Origin of the sequence: Nonomuraea purpurea (assembly GCF_042650645.1) — a bacterium.
In the GTDB taxonomy this organism is placed as follows: Bacteria; Actinomycetota; Actinomycetes; order Streptosporangiales; family Streptosporangiaceae; genus Nonomuraea; species Nonomuraea purpurea.
Map to the genome: position 1 here is coordinate 17242 of NZ_JBHSBI010000007.1, position 18553 is coordinate 35794.

General features: G+C 72.4%; 11 protein-coding genes. 7 read left to right on the plus strand and 4 right to left on the minus strand.

Annotated elements, in window-relative coordinates; genetic code table 11:
• Nucleotide 1: 1 nt before the first annotated feature.
• A complete protein-coding gene (locus ACFOY2_RS15510; protein WP_379528708.1) occupies nucleotides 2-1048 on the minus strand; it encodes a C39 family peptidase in 1047 nt (348 codons plus the stop codon).
• Nucleotides 1049-1142: 94 nt separating this feature from the next.
• On the opposite strand from ACFOY2_RS15510, the gene ACFOY2_RS15515 reads away from it, so the two are divergent.
• Nucleotides 1143-2471, plus strand: a complete 1329-nt coding sequence (locus ACFOY2_RS15515; protein ID WP_379528709.1) for an SWIM zinc finger family protein — start codon at nucleotides 1143-1145, stop codon at nucleotides 2469-2471.
• The gene (locus tag ACFOY2_RS15520; protein WP_379528710.1) at nucleotides 2468-5446 is read left to right on the plus strand and encodes a DUF7824 domain-containing protein; all 2979 of its coding nucleotides are present in this window, start codon (nucleotides 2468-2470) and stop codon (nucleotides 5444-5446) included. The genes ACFOY2_RS15515 and ACFOY2_RS15520 overlap by 4 nt, the downstream gene beginning before the upstream one ends.
• 22 nt (nucleotides 5447-5468) lie before the next feature.
• On the opposite strand, the gene ACFOY2_RS15525 is transcribed toward ACFOY2_RS15520, so the two are convergent.
• Complete coding sequence (locus ACFOY2_RS15525) at nucleotides 5469-6578, minus strand: DUF5925 domain-containing protein (RefSeq protein ID WP_379528711.1); 1110 nt, start codon at nucleotides 6576-6578, stop codon at nucleotides 5469-5471.
• Between the two features lie 59 nt (nucleotides 6579-6637).
• A complete protein-coding gene (locus ACFOY2_RS15530; RefSeq protein ID WP_379528712.1) occupies nucleotides 6638-8332 on the minus strand; it encodes a serine/threonine protein kinase in 1695 nt (564 codons plus the stop codon).
• A 95-nt stretch (nucleotides 8333-8427) separates the two neighbouring features.
• On the opposite strand from ACFOY2_RS15530, the gene ACFOY2_RS15535 reads away from it, so the two are divergent.
• From ACFOY2_RS15535 to scpA, 5 genes are all read left to right on the plus strand, one after another.
• Nucleotides 8428-10293, plus strand: coding sequence for a CASTOR/POLLUX-related putative ion channel (locus tag ACFOY2_RS15535; RefSeq protein WP_379528713.1), 1866 nt, complete (start codon nucleotides 8428-8430; stop codon nucleotides 10291-10293).
• A gap of 32 nt (nucleotides 10294-10325) precedes the next feature.
• Complete coding sequence (mtnA, locus tag ACFOY2_RS15540) at nucleotides 10326-11264, plus strand: S-methyl-5-thioribose-1-phosphate isomerase (RefSeq protein ID WP_379528714.1); 939 nt, start codon at nucleotides 10326-10328, stop codon at nucleotides 11262-11264.
• A gap of 76 nt (nucleotides 11265-11340) precedes the next feature.
• Nucleotides 11341-11859, plus strand: a complete 519-nt coding sequence (locus ACFOY2_RS15545) for a peptidoglycan recognition protein family protein (RefSeq protein WP_379528715.1) — start codon at nucleotides 11341-11343, stop codon at nucleotides 11857-11859.
• A gap of 92 nt (nucleotides 11860-11951) precedes the next feature.
• A complete protein-coding gene (locus ACFOY2_RS15550; RefSeq protein WP_379528716.1) occupies nucleotides 11952-13697 on the plus strand; it encodes a methylmalonyl-CoA mutase family protein in 1746 nt (581 codons plus the stop codon).
• On the plus strand, nucleotides 13694-15835 hold the full coding sequence (gene scpA / locus ACFOY2_RS15555) for a methylmalonyl-CoA mutase (RefSeq protein WP_379528717.1): 2142 nt from the start codon (nucleotides 13694-13696) through the stop codon (nucleotides 15833-15835). The genes ACFOY2_RS15550 and scpA overlap by 4 nt, the downstream gene beginning before the upstream one ends.
• 207 nt (nucleotides 15836-16042) lie before the next feature.
• Here the strand turns inward: scpA and ACFOY2_RS15560 are convergent, their stop codons facing one another.
• Complete coding sequence (locus ACFOY2_RS15560) at nucleotides 16043-18490, minus strand: protein kinase domain-containing protein (protein WP_379528718.1); 2448 nt, start codon at nucleotides 18488-18490, stop codon at nucleotides 16043-16045.
• Between the last annotated feature and the right edge of the window lie 63 nt (nucleotides 18491-18553).

Below are 18553 nucleotides of genomic sequence, written 5' to 3' on the forward strand. Positions count from 1 at the left end.
CTCACCAATTGCCGTTGGTACATGGAGGAAGGGGCTGCTCGGGCGGGTGCAGGATGTACGCGATGCCGCCGCTGCCCGAGCTCCTGAGCCACACGTTCTCGAACGCGGCCCTCGGATAGACCCTGCGCACCTCGGCCTCGCTCGGCGCGGCAGGATCGTTCACGACGACGTCGCCCCCGGCCGTGAAACCGACGACGACCAGAATGTGCCCGTTGGTGGAGTAGCAGGAACCGGGCAGCTCATGCGCCTTGAACGACTGCGAGGTGATCACGGGGATGCCGGCTCGGACGAACCGCTCCAGCTCCACCGCCGACCGCAACCGCGTCACGAACCCGGACAGCCCGAACCGCCCCGCGTACGCCACGTTGAACGCCCAGTTGCCTGTGCCCTGATAGCTCTCGTCGTAGGCGCCCCCGGCCGCGTGGTCCACGATCGGCGCGGGATCGCCCTCGCCCACCCAGGCCAGCTCCTGCGGACCGGGGCCGAGGCCCCAGTAGCCGAGCACCATGGCCACCGAGGCGGGGCTGCACCAGTTGGCGCCGCCGCCGTCCCACTGCGGATGGTGTCCGGCGTGCGCGTGCTGCGAGTGCCGGGGCACCGCCAGCTCCACCGGGCCCGCCCCGCTGGGCGCGCTCGGCCGCACCGGCCGCTGCGGCAGGGCCGAGGCCATCACGCCCAGCCCGCTCAGCCCGGCGCCCGCGCCGTGCAGGTCGACCCGGACCTGGTACGCCGTCACCGGCCGCCTGGCCACGAACGTGTCCACCGCGACGTCGCCGTCCTCGTCGCCCTGGCCGGGAACCGACGTGCGCGGCCGGTCGTACTCGGACCAGCGGCCCATGACGTACCACTTGGTGAGCTCACCCGAGGCGGTCCTGGCCCGCAGCGCGACCTCGATCCAGGCGCCCCGCGGGGCACGCGCGGTCCAGGACGGCACGAGCTGGGTGGCGGCGAAGCCGATCGGGCGTTCCCCGCTCGTCCACCGAGGTTCGAGGGCCGCGGGCACGGCGAAGCGGGTGAAGGCGACGCGTGCCAGATCGACGGTGAGCACTGGACCTATTGTGGATTCGTACCGCTTGATACGCATCGGATGGTTTACGTACCGGCCCCGGATTGTGTCGGTGATGATCTCTATGGTTCGGGGCATGACTCAAGCGGTACAGGCATACTCCTACGCCGGGCCCTCCGCTCTGGCCGACGGCAGGCTCGGGCTCTCGACCTCCGGCGGCACGGCCTTGTCAGGGCCGCAGGCCCACCCCCGCTTCTTCAGCGGCCTGCTCACCCACGCCGCGCCGGCCGCCGCCGGGCTGCTGGCCGTGGCCGACGTGGCGCTCACCCGCTACCACCAGCCCAGGCCGGGCTGGACCCGCGACCCGGTGGTGACCTGCGACGGCGGGCGGCTCAGGTTCGAGTCGTTCTCGGCCTGCGGCGGCGTCTACGCCCGGCTCGACGTGCTGGAGCTCGACGGCGACGTGCTCGACAGGGGCACCACCAACGTCGACGTCAACGGCCCGCTGCGCGAGTCGCTGGCCAGGGTGGGCGGCCGTGACCCGCTCCACCTCGGCGTCGGGCCCGACGAGCTGACGGTCACCACGCTCGACGGCGCGGTCGTGGAGAAGAAGGTGCCGCTGCCGTCGCGGTGGCTGCGCGGGTTCGCGGAGGTGCAGGTGATCGCCGCCGGGTTCGACCTGCGGGCCGAGCTGACCGGGCCGCACGCCGTCCGGTTCCTGCGCTCGCTCCCGAAGGCCGCCCGCGCCACCGTCTGGGCCGTCCCCTCGGGCCGCGACCTGCGCCTGTCGTCGGCGCACGCGCCAGGCGGCGTCTGCCTGTCGGGCGCAGGACGGGTGGCCACACTGCTGCCGCTGCTGCGCTTCGCCAAGGCCCTGCGCGTGTACGGCCCCTCCGACCGCTCCTCCACGGCCGGCGCGTGGGAGCTGGAGCTGCCCGGCATGCGCTACACCCTGGCCGTCTCCCCGGAGCCGTGGCGCGGCTTCTCCGGCGAGGGCGCGGTCCTGGCCGACCTGGCCACCGACGAGGCCGCCGACGACGCCGACGTGGTGGGCATGCTGCTCAACTTCGAGCCGTCGGTCGAACTCGGCCTGCTCGCCGACCGCTCGGGGCTGCCCGTCGAGCGGGTACGCGCGGCGCTCACCCAGCTCGGCACCGCCGGGCGCGTGGGATACGACCTGTACGAGGCCGCCCACTTCCACCGCGAACTGCCCTACGACCGGGCGCAGGTCGCCGAGCTCAACCCGCGCCTGACCGCCGCGCGGGCGCTGGCCGAGTCGGACGCCGTCCGCCTGAACGGCGACGTCGCCCACGTGACCACCGACGGCGGGGTGCGGCGGGTGCATCTGGGCGACGGGTCGTGCACGTGCCCCTGGTGGTTCGACCACCGGGGGTCGCGGGGGCCCTGCAAGCACGTGCTGGCGGCGCGGATCGTGGCGCGGGTCGTGGTCGAGGTCCCCTCATGACGCCGCCCGTCATGTCGATGGGCGCCTTGACGGAGGCCATCGGAGCGCAGGCGCGCGGCGTCGTGCCGGGGCGCGCCGACGCGGCCGCGTCGGGAGTGAGCGGCGGGCGCGTTTCCCGCGCGTACGGCGGAGTCGAGCCGGAGGCCGGCGGTCGGGGGGCCGCGTGGGAGGCGGTGGTCGCGGCCATCGACAGCGGCGACGTCGAGTTGGTCGCCGAGCGGGTGCTGGCGCTCGACGACCAGGCCCGCCGCCAGGTGGCCGCCGCCCTGCCCGCCCACATCCCCGTGGCCGAGAAACGCGCGCAGGCCAGGCGGCGGGAGCGCGAGGCCAGGCGGGAACGCGACAACGAGGCCGCCTGGCAGGAATACCGCCGCAGCGCGGCCCGCCTCGGCCGCACCGTCTACGACTTCGAACGCTGGAAGTGGGACGCCCCATGGAACCGTCCCGCCCGACCGGCCATGGACGAGACCTGGATCGGCCCCATGCGGGTGGCCGGGGCGGCGGCCATCGGGGGCGCGGCGGCCGTCGTCGCCTGGCTGAACCGCCGCGAGTTCGACAACCACTGGAACGAGGCGAGCGACAATCCCGCCCTCCTCGAACGCATCCTGTCCACCCGCCCACCCTCCTGGCAGGCCGACTTCGCCACCCGCGCCGCCCTCAGGCTCCGCGACACCGTACGCGGACGCCGCCGCCTCGACGACGCCGCGGCGCCGGCCCTGGCGATGCTGCGCCGCACCGGCATCACCCCGCCAGAACACGACCCGCTCGTACTCGCCTGGCTGAGCCGCCAGGTCACCGCCGCCGACCTGCGCGAGGACCCCCTGCTGGACCATCTGCTGCCGAGGCTGTTCGAGGCGGAGGGCGCCGGCAGGCTCCTGCGGAGCGAACGCGCCGAGCCGCCCGGGGCCGGCGCCTGGCTGAGCGCGCTCGCCGAACTGGAACGCGAAGGAAGAATCGGCAGGGACCTGCTGCTCGACGGGTGCCTGCGCCGTTTCCTACGCGGAGGCCAAGCCGCCGACCTGCGCTTCTTCGTCCAGTTGCACGAGCTGATCGCACCCACGCACGAGGAGGCGGGCGAACGCGCCCGCGACTACCTGCGGCTGCTGCCGACCGCGCCGGGACCCGTGGCCGAGGCGGCCCTGCGGCACCTGCGCGGGCTCGGCTCGCTCGGCCCCGCCGAGGTGAGGCGGGCACTGCGGGCGCTGCTGTTCAGGCAGGAGCGCAAGCTCGTGACGGCCGGGCTGACGTGGTTCGACGCGGTGGCCCGCGAACCCGGCGGCGACCTCGACGAGCTGGCCCCCGCCCTCGCCCACGCCTTCGTCTGCGAGTCGGCCGACGTGCAGGGCCGGGCGGTGCGGATGGCGGTCAAGCACGCCAAACGGTTCACGGCCGAGGGGGCGCGGAGCGTGCGCGAGTCCATCGGCCTGCTGCCGCCGGAACTGGGTGAGACGCTGGCCGCGGTGTTTGGCGAGGAGGCGGCGGGGCTCGACGGGTTCACCACCGTGCCGCTGCCCGAGCCGAAGCGGGCCGGGCCGTTCCCCGCGCCCGTCCGGACGGTCGAGGAACTGGGCGACTGGCCGTTCGGGGGCGGTTGGGAGGCCACCGAGCTGTGGCTGGCCGGAGTCGTCCGGCTGCACGCCGCCGACCGGGCGGGGCTCGCGGCGAAGCTGGCGGCGGGACGGCCGCCGGGCAATGCGCCGAAGACCCCGTTGAGCGTGCCGTGGCACTGGTGCAGGGAGATCGCCAGAGTGATCCTGGCGCAGGCCGGCGGAACGGGCCCCGAGGCCGGTGCGCGGCTGCCCGAACCGGGCGACGTCCTGGCTCCCCACCTGTTCACGCTGCGGCGCTGCGCCGAGATCCACGACGCGCTCGTGGCCGGGACGCTGCCGCCGTACCTGCTGGCCGAGCCCACCGGGAAGACCGGGCACGTGGACGCGGCCGAGCTGGTCGAACGGCTGGCCGGATACGAACGCGCGGGGGTCGAGGCCATGCCCGCCGACCTGCAGCAGGCGCTGCTGCGGCTGCCGCGCGAGAGCGCGCCCGAGGTGGTGGCACGGGCCGCCACGCTCACCTCGCAGGCGGGCCGGGCGGCGGCGCGCTGGATGGACGGCGGCCGCCCCGAGCCGGTGACCGAAGTGATCTGGTCGAACGCCGGGAGCCTCGGGCCGGCCACGGAAGTCGTACGGCCGCAGGACGGCCGTCCCGACCAGGTCGCCGGAGACGTCCGGTCGGACGGCGGCGTTCGGAGCGCGCCTCTCGACGACCGTGCGCCGGTCGGGCCGGGCGGCCTGCGGCCCATGCCGCGGATCCACGCAGCCTCGACCGGGCTCCCGCTGGTCGACGGCCTGTTCACCGACCCGGACCCGTCCGGCTGGGACGGCGCCGACGCCTTCATCCCGTGGTGGCCGCACGTGCTGCCCTCCGACCGGGAGGTCGTCGCCCAGCACCTCCTGCCCCACCTGCTGGACCGATGGGACAGGCCCGCCTTCCAGCCGTCCCACGCCCACGCGCTCGCGCGGGCCTCGGGGCCCGCGGGCGAGGCCATGGCGCTCGTCCAGGCGCACGTCATCGCGGGCCCCTCCGGGCCAGGGCCGTCCGACGAGCGGTCGGGGCTGGTCGTCGACCTGGCCGCCCGAGGGGAGCCGAACGCCGAGGAGGTCGGACGTCAGCTCGGGCTGCTGGTACGCCGGGCGTCCGCCAAACCGGGGCTGGTGTTCAGGACCCTGGAGAACGCCGCCCTGCAAGGAGCCCAGCGGGAAGTGTGGCGGATCATGACCGGGTTCCTGCCCGTGTTCCTGCCGGGAGAAGCAGAACGGCCCCACGCCCGGCACACGCAGGGGCTCGCCTTCGCCCTGCGCGCCGCACGCTGGGCCGAGGCCAGGGGGCCGCTGCCGTGCGTGGCCGAGGTCGCCGGGCGCAGGGCGTCGAACAACCTCGTACGGGAGGCGCGCCGGTTGCACTCCTTCCTGGCGTGAGGCCCTCACGCCAGGAAGCCGGTCAGAGGTAGAGGCCCGTGGATTCCTCGCCCGTGGACGGCGTGATCTCGCGGCCCGCGCGGAGCGCGTACAGTTGCGCCAGCGTCGCGCCCGAGGGCCCCACGCCCTGCGACGAGCCCAGCCACGCCACGGCCTCCTCCTTGCTCAGCGGCCCCACCTCGACCTGCGCCAGGCAGCGGCCTGGACGGACGACAGCGGGGTGGAGGCGGGTCAGGTCCTCGTTCGTGGTGATCGCCACCAGGACGTCGCGCCCCTGGCCGAGCAGACCGTCGGTCAGGTTGAGCAGCCGCGAGAGCCCCTGCCCTGCCTGGGCCTTGGCGCCCGCGCTGATCAGCTCGTCGCAGTCCTCGAGAACGAGCAGCCGCCACCGCTGGGCGTCCTCGTCGGTGTCGTAGCCGACCGCGACCTCCATGAGGTAGCCGGGCTCGTTGAACAGGCGCTCGGGGTCGAGCACGCAGTCGACCTGGCACCACTCGCGCCACTGCTTGGCCAGCGAACGCAGCAGCGTGGTCTTGCCGGTGCCCGGCTGCCCGTGCAGGAGGACGAGACGGCCGTTCACGTCGGCCGGGGTGATCGCCATCAGCTTGTCGAGCGCCGGACGGACCTTGGCCGAATAGTTCGAGCTGATCTCGTTCCACGGCTGCGCCGTGATCGGCTTCTCCGAACGGGTGCCGCCGTGCGCGCCCCGCCACCAGAAGCCCATCTCGACGTGGTCGACCTCCGGCATGGCCTCTTCCGCGCCCTCGATGCTCTCGGCGAGCACGGTCTTGGCCAGCTCCTCGTTCACCGCCGTGACGCTGACGGTGGCGGTGCGGTTGCGGTGGCGCACCACCCGCAGCGTCCAGCCGTCGCCGGAAATGAGGCGGGACTCCGACCCGTCCTCGACCCGCGCGGTACGCAGCACGCGCCCGCTCGCGGGCGTCAGCGTGGCATCCGGGCGGACGCGCTCCAGATTGGCCAGCCGGGACCACGGCTGAGCCCCCGTCGCGAACGGCGACAACGCCAGGGCGTCGATGACGTCGATGGCGGAGTCGGCGTCGTCGATCCAGATGTTCATCGGGAGCTCAGAGGAGTCCGGGCCCGGGAACGGCACCTCCCTGATCACAGACATACTGGCCATGATCTATGCAGAGGCCCCGGATGTCGAAGGGTTTTGACAGACAGAATCGTTCAGTCTTTCTTGAACGTGCCGCTCTGGGTGACGAGGTTGAAACCTGGTACGTCCCGCCAGGTGTAGCCGAGTATGTCGTTCTCCATCAGGTCCAGCTCGATCGTGCCGGGGATGCAGCCGCCCTCGTTCGCGCCGAGGGCGAACGTCAGCCGGGTGGCCTCGACCTTGGTCAGCGTGATGGTGCCCGAGCACGTGCCCTGGCCGTGCTCCTCGGTCCAGGCGGCGGTGGACTTGCCCTTCTTCAGCTTCACCGTGTTTTTGGCGCCGCTGCTGAGAGGGTTCGTGCTGACGGTGTGGCCTGACCAGTCGCCCTCGAAGGCGGCGGGGATCTTCAGGCTCGGGTCGGCGGGCGGGGTGTTGTCCGCGGTGGAGGGGGTGCCGGACGGTGTGGTGGTGGCCGGGGGCGAGGAGGTTTCGTCGCCCGGTGTCGTGGCCGGGGAGGAGGACGTGCGGTCGCCGGTTCCCGTGGTCGGGGTCTGGTTCAACTGCAGGAGCGTGACGGTGGCCGCGACCGCCAGGGCCACCGCCGCCGCCACACCGCCGACGAGCAGGCCCCGCGATCGGGAGCGCCGCGTCCCGCCGGTGATCTCGGCCGGGCCCTGCGGTCCGGTGGGCCCGCCGTCACGCGACGGCTGCCCCGGTGCGGCCCCGTGAACACCGGGCCCCGCCCCACTGCCGGTCTGTAATCCGGGCCCCGGCCCCGCGGACGCCGCAGACGAGGCAGGGCCGGCCGGACCCCGGACCGAATGAGGGGGCGCTGATGGAGTGGGCACCGGGCCTGAGGAGGCCGGGCCCGGGACCGCCGAGTGGGCCAGGCCCGTGGTGCCGGAGGGTGTGGGGCCTGTGGTGCCGGGAGGTGTGGGGCCGGGGCCGGTGGAGGACGGACCGGGGGCGGGGGGTTGGACGTTGGGGGTGACCAGGGACACCATGAGGTGTTGCGCTGTCGGCCGGAGGGCCGGGTCCTTGGCCACGCAGGCCCCGATCCACCCGCGTAACCGCTCCGGCAGCACCGACAGGTCAGGCTCGGCGTGCAGCACCCGGTGCAGCACCGCGGGCACGGTGTCGGCCCCGAACGGGCTCGTGCCCGTGGCCGCGTACAGCATGGAGGCGGCCCAGGCGAACACGTCGGAGGCGGGCGTGGCCGGCGAGCCGCCGATCTGCTCGGGCGCCAGGTAGGCGGGCGTGCCGATCAGCCCGCTGGTCAGCGTCGCCGCCCCTTCGGCTCTGGCGATGCCGAAGTCGACGACGCGGGGCCCGTCGGGACCGAGCAGCACGTTGGCGGGTTTGAAGTCGCGGTGCACGATTCCGGCCGCGTGGATGGCGGCCAGCGCGGTGGCCGTGCCGACGACCAGGCGTTCGAGGTCGCCGCCGCGCAGGGGGCCGCGCTCGCTCACGCGGTCGGCCAGTGAGGGCCCGTCGATGTACTCGCTCACCACGAAGGGCCGCTGCCCGCCGGTCGAGACGTCGAGCACCCGCGCCGTGCAGAAGGACGCGATGCTCTCCAGCGCCTCCAGCTCCCGCCCCAGCCTGGCCCGCGTCTCCTTGTCGCCCGTGCTGAGCAGCTTGATCGCGACCGGCTCTCCGGCGGGGGAGTGGGCGAGATACACCACGCCCTGCCCGCCCTCGCCGAGCCTGCCGGACAGGCGATACCCGCCCAGAGACGGCGGATCGTCGGGGATCAGGGGGGTCACCATGGCGGATACGTTACCTGTCACCATGCGGATACAAAGATCGGCCGCTACCCTCGGACGCTGGGTCAAATCACTCCTTACGCGGAGGTATCGGGGAAGTGTCGAAGGTCACGTTCCGTGAGCGGGCGCGATACTGGTTCGACAACACCATGTCCAAGGGCACGGCGTCATTGATCGGCTGGCTGGCGGTGGTGTCGGTCGGGCTCATCGTGCTGGTGACGGTGCTGACGCTCTGGCTCGCGCCCGGCGAGCCAGAAGGCGTCAGCAATGTCGGGGAGGTTCTTTGGATCGCTCTCATGCACGCGCTGAACCCCGGCAGGATCGCCGGCGACAAGGGTTCGATCGCGTACATGACCGTGATGTTCGCCGGTTCGCTCGGCGGTCTGTTCATCGTCAGCATGCTCGTCGGCCTGCTCGCCAACGGCCTCAAGGAGAAGGTGGACCGGCTGCGCAGGGGCCGTTCGCGGGTCGTGGAGTCCGGTCACACGGTGGTGCTGGGCTGGTCCGACCAGGTGTTCACGATCGTGTCCGAACTGGTCAAGGCCCAGTCCAGCCAGAAGCGTTCGGCCATCGCGATCCTGGCGGAACGTGACAAGCTCGACATGGAGGAGCAGATCCGCGAGACCGTCGGCGATCTCGGCAAGACCAGGGTGGTCTGCCGCACCGGGCGGCCCACGGAGCCGCGCGACCTGGCGCTGATGAACCTGGCGGGAGCCGCCTCCGTCGTCGTCCTGTCACCCGAGGGCGAGGACCCCGACGCGCACGTCATCAAGATCCTGCTGGCGCTGGCCAAGCGCAAGGGCGCGCACCCGCCGGTGGTCGCGGCCCTGGCCTCCAGCCGCAACATCGCCGCCGCCCGCCTGGCAGGCGGGGAGGAGGTGCACCTGGTCGACTCCGACGACACCGCCTCGCGGCTCATCGTGCAGTCCTCCCGCCAGTCGGGCATGTCCGTGGTCTGCATGGACCTGCTCAACTTCGACGGTGGCGAGATCTACCTGCGCACCCCGAAGAAGCTCGTCGGCATCACCTACGGGGAGGCGCTGCACGCCTACCAGACGGCTTCCGCGATCGGCCTGCGCCGGCCGTCCGGTGTCGTGCTGAACCCGCCCATGGACACCGTCATCAACGCCGACGACCAGATCATCGTCATCGCGTACGACGACTCCCACGTCCGCCTGGCCGCCGGCAAGCACGCCGTGGACGAGGGCGCCATCGTCATGGCCGAGAGCGAGCCCCTCGAACCCGAGCGCACGCTGCTGCTCAACTGGAACGGCAGGGCCGAGCAGATCATCCGCTACCTCGACGGCTACGTCTCCCCCGGCGCGGTCCTGGAGGTCGCCGCCGACCACCCCAAGGCGGGCACGAACCTGGCGGGGCTGCGCAACCTCACCGTGAACGTCAAGGACTGCGACACCACCGACAGGTTCGCCCTCGAATCGCTCGGCGTCGGCCTCTTCCAGCACGTCATCGTCCTGTCGGACGACCGCTTCGACGCACGCCACTCCGACACGCGCACGCTCATGACGCTGCTGCAGCTCCGCGACATGCAGAGCACGCTGGGCGAGCACTACTCGATCGTCAGCGAGATGCACGACGAGAACAACCGCGCCCTGGCCGAGGTCACCGAGGCCGACGACATCGTGATCAGCGACACCGTCATCGGCCTGCTCCTCGCCCAGCTCGCCGAGAACAGGCACCTGGCGGACGTGTTCGCCTACCTGTTCGACTCGCGCGGCTCCGAGATCTACCCCCGGCCCGCCGCCTCCTACGTCAAGACCGGGACGAAGGTGACCTTCTCCACGGTCGTGGAGGCCGCCCGCCGCCGGGGCGAGACCGCCATCGGCTACCGCGACTCCCAGGCGCGCAACGACCCGCCCCACTACGGCATCGTCCTGAACCCCGACAAGTCCGAAGTCGTGGTGCTGGGCGAGCGGGACTCGGTGATCGTTCTCGCCGAACGCTGAGCGCGGCGGGGAGGTACGTTACCGTTTGCCCCGTGAGGACCATTGACTGGGTCGACGGCGCGGTCGAACTCGTGGACCAGACCCGGCTCCCCCATGACCGCGTGATGCTGCGCGTGCACACCGTCGACGAACTCGTCGACGCCATCAGGCGTCTGGCCGTGCGCGGCGCGCCCGCGCTCGGCGTGGCGGGCGCTCTCGGCGTCGTGCTGGCCGACGGCGACCCCGCCCAGATCGCCCGGCTGCGCGCCGCCCGCCCCACGGCGGTCAACCTCGCGTGGGGCGTCGACCAGGCCGCGGCCCACCTGCCGGAGGGCCGCGAGGCGGTGCTCGCGGCGGCGCTGCGCGTGCGCGACGACGACATCGCCGCCTGCAGGGCCATGGGCGAGCGCGGGGCCGACCTGCTGGAGGGCGACCGGCTGCGGATCATGACCGTGTGCAACACCGGCGGGCTCGCGGCCGTCGAACGCGGCACCGCGCTCGGCGTCGTCCAGACGCTGCACGAGCGCGGGCGGCTGGCCGAGGTGCTCGCCCTCGAAACCCGTCCGTTGCTGCAGGGGGCCAGGCTCACGACCTGGGAGCTGGCCAGGATGGGCGCGCCGCACCGGCTCATCGCCGACTCCGCGGGGCCGTACCTGCTGGCCAAGGGCGAGGTGGACGCGGTCCTCATCGGCGCCGACCGCATCGCCGCCAACGGCGACACCGCCAACAAGATCGGCTCGTACGCCCTCGCGCTCGGCGCGGAACGCGCAGGGGTGCCGTTCCTGGTGGTCGCGCCCGAGTCCACGATCGACCAGAACACCCCGTCGGGCGAGCACATCGAGATCGAGGACCGGGGCGCGGAGGAGATCGTCAGCCTCGCGGGGGTGCGCGTGGCGCCTGAGGGGACCCAGGCGCTGAACCCGGCGTTCGACGTGACACCGCACGATCTGATCACCGCGATCGTCACCGACAAGCGGGTGATCAGACCCTAAATCCCCAATCCTTGGGACCTGTCCGCAATCCCCGCGTTACGCTCGGACATCACGACAGCGACCCTCGGAGCTCACCGTGGCCATCGACCTGGTGTTGCGGCGCGATTGGAACGCTCGCCCGCCACACGGCGACTACACCCAACTCGACTCCACCAAGGGAGTGAAGGTTCACTACACGGGCGGACGGGTCGATCCCGGCATCGTGTCCGACCACGACGGGTGCGCCGCCCTGGTCCGCTCCATCCAGGCCGACCACATGGACGGCAACGGCTGGATCGACATCGCCTACACGTATGTCGCCTGTCCGCACAGGAAGGTCTTCGAAGGACGCGGGCCGCACCGCCTGCCCGCCGCCAACGGCGCCGGGCTGAACACCGGCCACTACGCCGTGCTGGGGCTGGTGGGCAACGCGGGGCTCGTGCAGCCGACCGACGAGATCCTGCACGCCATCCTCGACGCCGTCGAGCACCTGCGCGACAAGGGCGGCGCGGGCAAGGAGATCAAGGGGCACCGCGACGGCTACGACACCGACTGCCCCGGCGAGCCCCTCTACGCCTGGGTCCGCCGCGGCGCGCCCAGGCCGGGCACGGCCTGACCGGCCGATGACCTGGAAGTAGACCTTGCGAGGCCTCGCCCGGCTGGCCCCGGTATCACCGAAGGTGCTCACTTCGGCCTACTATCCGAACCATGGAACTGGCAGCGGGGTTCACGTCCACCACCCGCGAGGACTGGCGGACGCTGGCGGTGGAGGTTCTGCGTAAGTCAGGGGTGGAGGTGGACTCCCCGGAGGCGGCGCTGGCCACCACGACCTACGACGGGATCACCGTCGCGCCCCTGTACGACCAGGACGACCTGCCCGGCGATCCTGGACTGCCCGGCGCGGCGCCCTACGTCCGCGGCGGGCGTACCGTCCCCGGCTGGGACGTGCGGCAGCGGCACGCCGTGCCCGACCCGGAGGCGGTGCTGGCCGACCTGGAGAACGGGGCCACCTCGCTGTGGCTGGTCGTCGGCGACGGCGCGATCCCGGTGGACGCGCTCGGCACGGTGCTGAAAGACGTCTACCTCGACCTCGCGCCGGTCGTCCTGGAGGCGGGGGAGCGGACGGGAGAGGCCGCCGAGGCCCTGTTCGGGCTGGCCGCCGCCCGAGGCGTCGCGCCGCGCGGCAACCTGGGGGCCTCCTGCCTCGGCCCGTCCGCCGTGACAGGGCTGGAGCTGGCCCGTCGCTGCGCCGCCGACTTCCCCGGGCTACGGGCCGTCACCGTGGACGCCACGCCCTACCACGACGCGGGCGGCAGCGACGCCGAGGAGCTGGGCTGCTCGATCGCCCGCGGCGTCGCCGAGTTGCGGGCGCTCACCGATGCCGGGCTGACGGTCGAGGCGGCGCTGGGGCAGATCGAGTTCAGGTACGCGGCCACCGCCGACCAGTTCGCCACCATCGCCAAACTGCGGGCCGCCCGGCGGATGTGGGCCCGGGTGGCCGAGGTGTGCGGGGCGGCCGAGCACGGGGCCCAGCGGCAGCACGCCGTCACCAGCTCGGCCATGATGACCGCCCGCGACCCGTGGGTGAACATGCTGCGTACCACCCTGGCCTGCTTCGCCGCCGGGGTGGGAGGGGCCGACGCTGTCACCGTGCGGCCGTTCGACGCCTGCCTGGGGCTGCCCGACGCGTTCTCCCGCAGGATCGCCCGCAACACGCAGTCGCTGCTGCTGGAGGAGTCGGGGCTCGGGCGGGTCGTCGACCCGGCGGGCGGCTCCTGGTACGTCGAGCGCCGCACCGCCGACCTCGCCGAGGCCGCCTGGGGCTGGTTCCAGGAGATCGAGGCGGCAGGGGGGATCACGGCGGCGGGGACGCTGGTCTCCGGCCGGATCGCCGCCACCCGGGCCCGCCGCGACGACGACATCGCCCACCGCCGCTTCCCGATCACGGGGGTCACCGAGTACCCGAACCCCCACGAAGAGCCCCTGCGCAGGGACGCGGCTCCGGCCACCGGCGAGACGGGGCTGCCGAGGGTGCGTTACGCGCAGGCGTTCGAGGCGCTGCGGGACCTGGCCGACGCGCAGCCCGAGCGCCCCAAGGTGTTCCTGGCCACCATCGGCCCCGTGGCCGTCCACACCGCGCGGGCGGCGTTCGCGGCGAACCTGTTCCAGGCGGGCGGCCTGGACGTCGAGACCGCAGGACCCGGCGCCGATCCCGAGCAGATCGCCACCGCCTTCGCCGTCAGCGGCACCACCGTCGCCTGCCTGTGTTCGAGCGACAAGCTGTATGCCCAGCACGCCGCCGCCGTCGCCACCGCCCTGCGCAGAGCGGGCGCGCGAAAGGTGTGGTTGGCTGGGAAGGGGGAGTACGAGGGTGTGGACGCCCGCCTTTACGCCGGCTGCGACGCGCTGGCCGTGCTCCGTGAGACCTTCGAGGACCTGGAGGTGACTCGATGATCCCGGATTTCTCCGGCATCCCGCTCAAATCCCAGCTACCGGTCGACCAGGAGCCGCCAGAGGCCGGCGAGGTGTGGGAGACGCCGGAAGGCATCGGGGTCAAACAGCTCTACACGGCCGGGGACATCGAGGGGCTCGACTTCCTGCGCACCTACCCGGGCAGCGCCCCCTACCTGCGCGGCCCGTACCCCACCATGTACGTCACCCAGCCGTGGACCATCCGCCAGTACGCGGGCTTCTCCACGGCCGCCGACTCCAACGCCTTCTACCGGCGCAACCTGGCCGCGGGCCAGAAGGGCCTGTCGGTGGCCTTCGACCTGGCCACGCACCGCGGCTACGACTCCGACCACCCCCGCGTGGCCGGCGACGTCGGCATGGCGGGGGTGGCGATCGACTCGATCTACGACATGCGGCAGCTCTTCGACGGGATCCCGCTCGATCGGATGTCGGTGTCGATGACCATGAACGGCGCTGTGCTGCCCGTGCTGGCGCTCTACATCGTGGCGGGCGAGGAGCAGGGCGTCGCACCGGAGCAGCTCGCGGGGACCATTCAGAACGACATCCTCAAAGAGTTCATGGTCCGCAACACCTACATTTATCCGCCAGGCCCGTCGATGCGCATTATTTCCGACATCTTCTCGTATACCAGTGAAAAGATGCCGAAATTCAACTCGATCAGCATCTCCGGTTACCACATCCAGGAGGCCGGCGCCACGTGTGACCTGGAGCTGGCCTACACGCTCGCCGACGGGCTCGAATACCTGCGCGCCGGGGTGGCCGCCGGGTTGGACATCGACCGGTTCGCGCCGAGGTTGTCGTTCTTCTGGTGCATCGGCATGAACTTCTTCATGGAGGTCGCCAAGCTTCGTGCCGCCCGGTTGTTGTGGGCTCGGATCGTTTCCGGATTTAACGCGAAAAATCCCAAATCGCTGAACCTTCGTACCCACAGCCAGACCTCCGGCTGGTCCCTCACCGCCCAGGACGTCTTCAACAACGTCGCCCGCACCTGCGTCGAGGCCATGGCCGCCACCCAGGGCCACACCCAGTCCCTGCACACCAACGCCCTCGACGAGGCGCTCGCCCTGCCCAGCGACTTCTCCGCCCGCATCGCCCGCAACACCCAGCTCCTCCTCCAGCAGGAATCGGGCACCACCCGGGTGATCGACCCTTGGGGCGGCTCCTACTACGTCGAACGCCTCACCCACGACCTCGCAGAACGCGCCTGGGCCCACATCCAGGAGGTCGAGGCCGCGGGCGGCATGGCCAAGGCCATCGAGGCCGGCCTGCCCAAGCTGCGCATCGAGGAGGCCGCCGCCCGCACCCAGGCCCGCATCGACTCGGGGCGCCAGCCCGTGATCGGCGTGAACAGGTACCGCGCCGACAGCGACGAGGCCATCGAGGTCCTCAAGGTCGACAACAGCGCCGTACGCGCCCAGCAACTCGACAAACTGGCCCGTCTCAAGGCCGAACGCGACGCCGAGGCCGTCAAGCACGCGCTCGACGCCCTCACCAAGGCCGCCGACGACCCCGCTCCAGGGCTGGAGAACAACCTGCTCAAGCTGGCCGTCGACGCCGCCCGCGCCAAGGCCACGGTCGGGGAGATCTCCGACGCGCTTGAACGGGTGTTCGGCCGGCATGCCGAGCAGGTGCGTACCATTTCCGGCGTGTACCGCGACGAGTCAGGCTCATCCGCCGCCATCGAACGCGTCCGCCGGGCCTGCGCCGACTTCGAACGCTCCCAGGGCCGCCGCCCGCGCATCCTGGTCGCCAAGGTGGGCCAGGACGGCCACGACCGAGGCCAGAAGGTGATCGCCACCGCCTTCGCCGACCTGGGCTTCGACGTCGACGTCGGCCCGCTGTTCCAGACGCCGGAAGAGGTCGCCAGGCAGGCGGTCGAGGCCGACGTGCACATCGTGGGCGTGTCATCGCTGGCCGCCGGACACCTCACGCTGGTGCCCGCGCTGCGCCGGGCCCTGGCCGACCTGGAGGCCGCCGACATCATGATCGTGGTGGGCGGTGTCATCCCGCCGGGAGACCACGAGGAACTACGCGCCGCGGGCGCCGCCGCGATCTTCCCACCCGGCACCGTGATCGCCGACGCCGCCCTCGACCTCCTCGACCAACTCAGGAAGCACTGACAGGCGTCCAACGGGCCTCTGGGGCGCCCTGGGGCTGCCTGGGCGCCTCAGGCAAGCCCGACGCCCCGAGGGCCCGCAATCGGCCATATCGCCGCGACCTCGAAGAGGACCTCGCCAAGCTCGCCCCGACCGACGACCGTCACGCCCGCAGGACTCCGGGCTGCTATGGACCTGACAGGCCCCGTCCAGGGCGCTTCTCGGGGGGCCTTAGTTGGTCACGCTCTCGGTCCCGCTCTCGCCCTCGCCCTCGCACATCGTGATCATGGAAGACCTCTGGGTGATGATGGGGGCGGTGATTCGCAGGGTGACGCGGTGGACGCCTCCCGTGCTCGTCAACGCCTGCGGCGAGGTCAGGAGGCGCTGGCCGTTCTCGGTGATCGTGGTCGACGCCCGCCCGACGGGGGTTCCGTCGACGTACCAGGTGTAGCTGAAGTTCAGCGGGGGGCCCGTGCGCCGCACCAAAGCCCGGAGCGTCACCTGGCCGCCAGACCAGCAGTCGCCGTTCCTGGTGCCGTTCGCCCGCACGCTCGCAACCCTGAGGCCCGGAACCGTCGTGCCGTCCGTCGGGACGGCGCTGGGCGTGCCGTCGGACTGCGGGGTGGGCCTGGCGGTGCGGGTCCGCCCGGGCTGCTGCGTCTCGACCGGGGCGCTGGCGGCGGTGGTCGTGGGCGCGTCCGTGGTGACGGAGGCGTTGGTGGTTTTGGGGGTGGGGGTGGTGGGCGTGAGCCACACGATGGCGGCGGCCAGGGCGAGCACGGAGATACCGGCCAAAATGATGATGATCGCGATCTTCAACCGCCGCCGCCACCGCCGCGGCCGGGCAGCCGGAGCAGGGGCCTGCTCCTGAGCGGGAGCTTCGGGGGCCAGCAACTCGACCAACGCCGAGTGCTGGGCCATGGCGGGCTGCTCACCCCTGGAACCGTCCAGAGGCGCATCGGCCGCGAACTGACCCGGCACGGGCTGCTCGCCGCCGTTCGGGTAGGACGCGTGGGCCGCTTGCTCACCGGAGCCCGCGTATGCCGCGTGGGCGTGGTGCTCGCCCGCATCGGGGAAGTGCGCGTGGTGCTCGCCGCTGCTCGGGTGAGGCGCGTGGGCCTGATACTCGCCGGAGCCCGGATACGGCGTTCGCGGGTGCTCGCCGGAGCCCGAGTACGGGGTCCGTGGATGTTCGCCCGCGTCCGGGTACGGCGTCCTGGCGGCGTGCTCGGTCTCGACCGGAGCAGGGAACGGCATCGACGCCGCCCCCGGATGGGATGCGGCGCCTGGGTGCGATTCGGCACCCGGATATGAGGGGGCAGCCGGATCGTGACGCGAGCCGAGCCCAGGATGCGCGGCGGAGTCGTGGTGCGGGGCGGCGTCGTGGTCGAGGGTTTGATCGGGCGTCTGAGGCCAGCCCTGCCCCGGGTCGGGGGTCTGGTCGGCGGTCCGCTGCCAGGCCGTCGCTTGGTCAGCGGGTTGGTGGTGCCAGGTCGCCGGTTGGTCGGCGGTCTGCTGCCAAGCCGCCGGTTGGTCGGCGGTTTGTTGCCAGGCTGCCGCTTGGTCGGAGGCCGGGTCTGAGGTCTGTGGCCAGCCCGTCGCCAGGTCGCCGGTCTGGTCGGCCGTCTGATGCCAGGCCGCCGCCTGATCAGCCTTCTGATCAGCGGGTGCCGCCTGGTCGGCGGTGTGGGGCCAGCCCATCGCCAGGTCGCCGGTCTGGTCGGGTTCCTGGGCCCAGTTCGCGACCCGGGGAGCGCCGCCTCGCGACGAGCCGCCGTCCCGTGCCCTGCCACCGTCCCCGGAGACGCCGCCACCGCCTCGCGAGGTGCCGCCGCTTCGAGAGGTGCCGGCCCCGCGCGATGCCGTACTGCCGCGTGAGGCGCCGCCGCTGCGGCCCTTGTCGCCGCCGAGCAACCTCAGCAGCACGTCCCGCATGGCGGGCCGGGCGCCGGGTTCCTTGAGCAGGCAGATCGGGACGATCTCCCGCAACGGCCGCCGCAACTCCCCGAGGCGCGGGTCCTCGCGCAGGATGCGGTTGATCACCGCGGGTGGCGAGTCGTCACCGAACGGCGGTGTTCCCGTCGCCGCGAACACCATCACCGACGCCCACGCGAACACGTCCGCCGGCGCCCCCACCGCCTTGCCCGCGAGTTGCTCGGGCGCCATGTAGGCGGGCGTGCCCACGATGTTGCCCGTCCCGGTGACTCCCTGCGCGAACGCCCCCGCGATGCCGAAGTCCACGACCAGCGGCCCCTCGGGCCCCAGCAGCACGTTGCCCGGTTTGAAGTCGCGGTGCAGAACGTCCGCCTGGTGGAGGGCGTCCAACGCGGTCGCGGTCGCCACGGCCAGCCGCTGCAGATCCGTTCCGCCGAGCCGTTCGGCCTGCTCCAGCGAGGGCCCGTCCACGTACTCGGACACGATGTACGGCCTGTCGCCGGTCGAGGCGTCGAGCACCCGCACGAGGCAGAACGGTTCGACCTTGCGCGCGGCCGCGACCTCCTGGGCAAGGCGGTCGCCCTCGGCCAGCCCTTCACGCAGCACCTTGACGGCTACGGGGCTTCCGTTGCGTGCCTGGCCGAGGTAGACGACGCCGTGGCCGCCCGCGCCGAGCCGCCCGACCAGCCTGTAGGACCCCACCGTCGGCGGGTCGCCGTCACGGAGGGGTTCGACGTTGGGCATGAGGGGAGTGACTCCTGTGACGGCTGAGACAGAACTCCAGCACCCTACTGGCAAAAGTCAAAA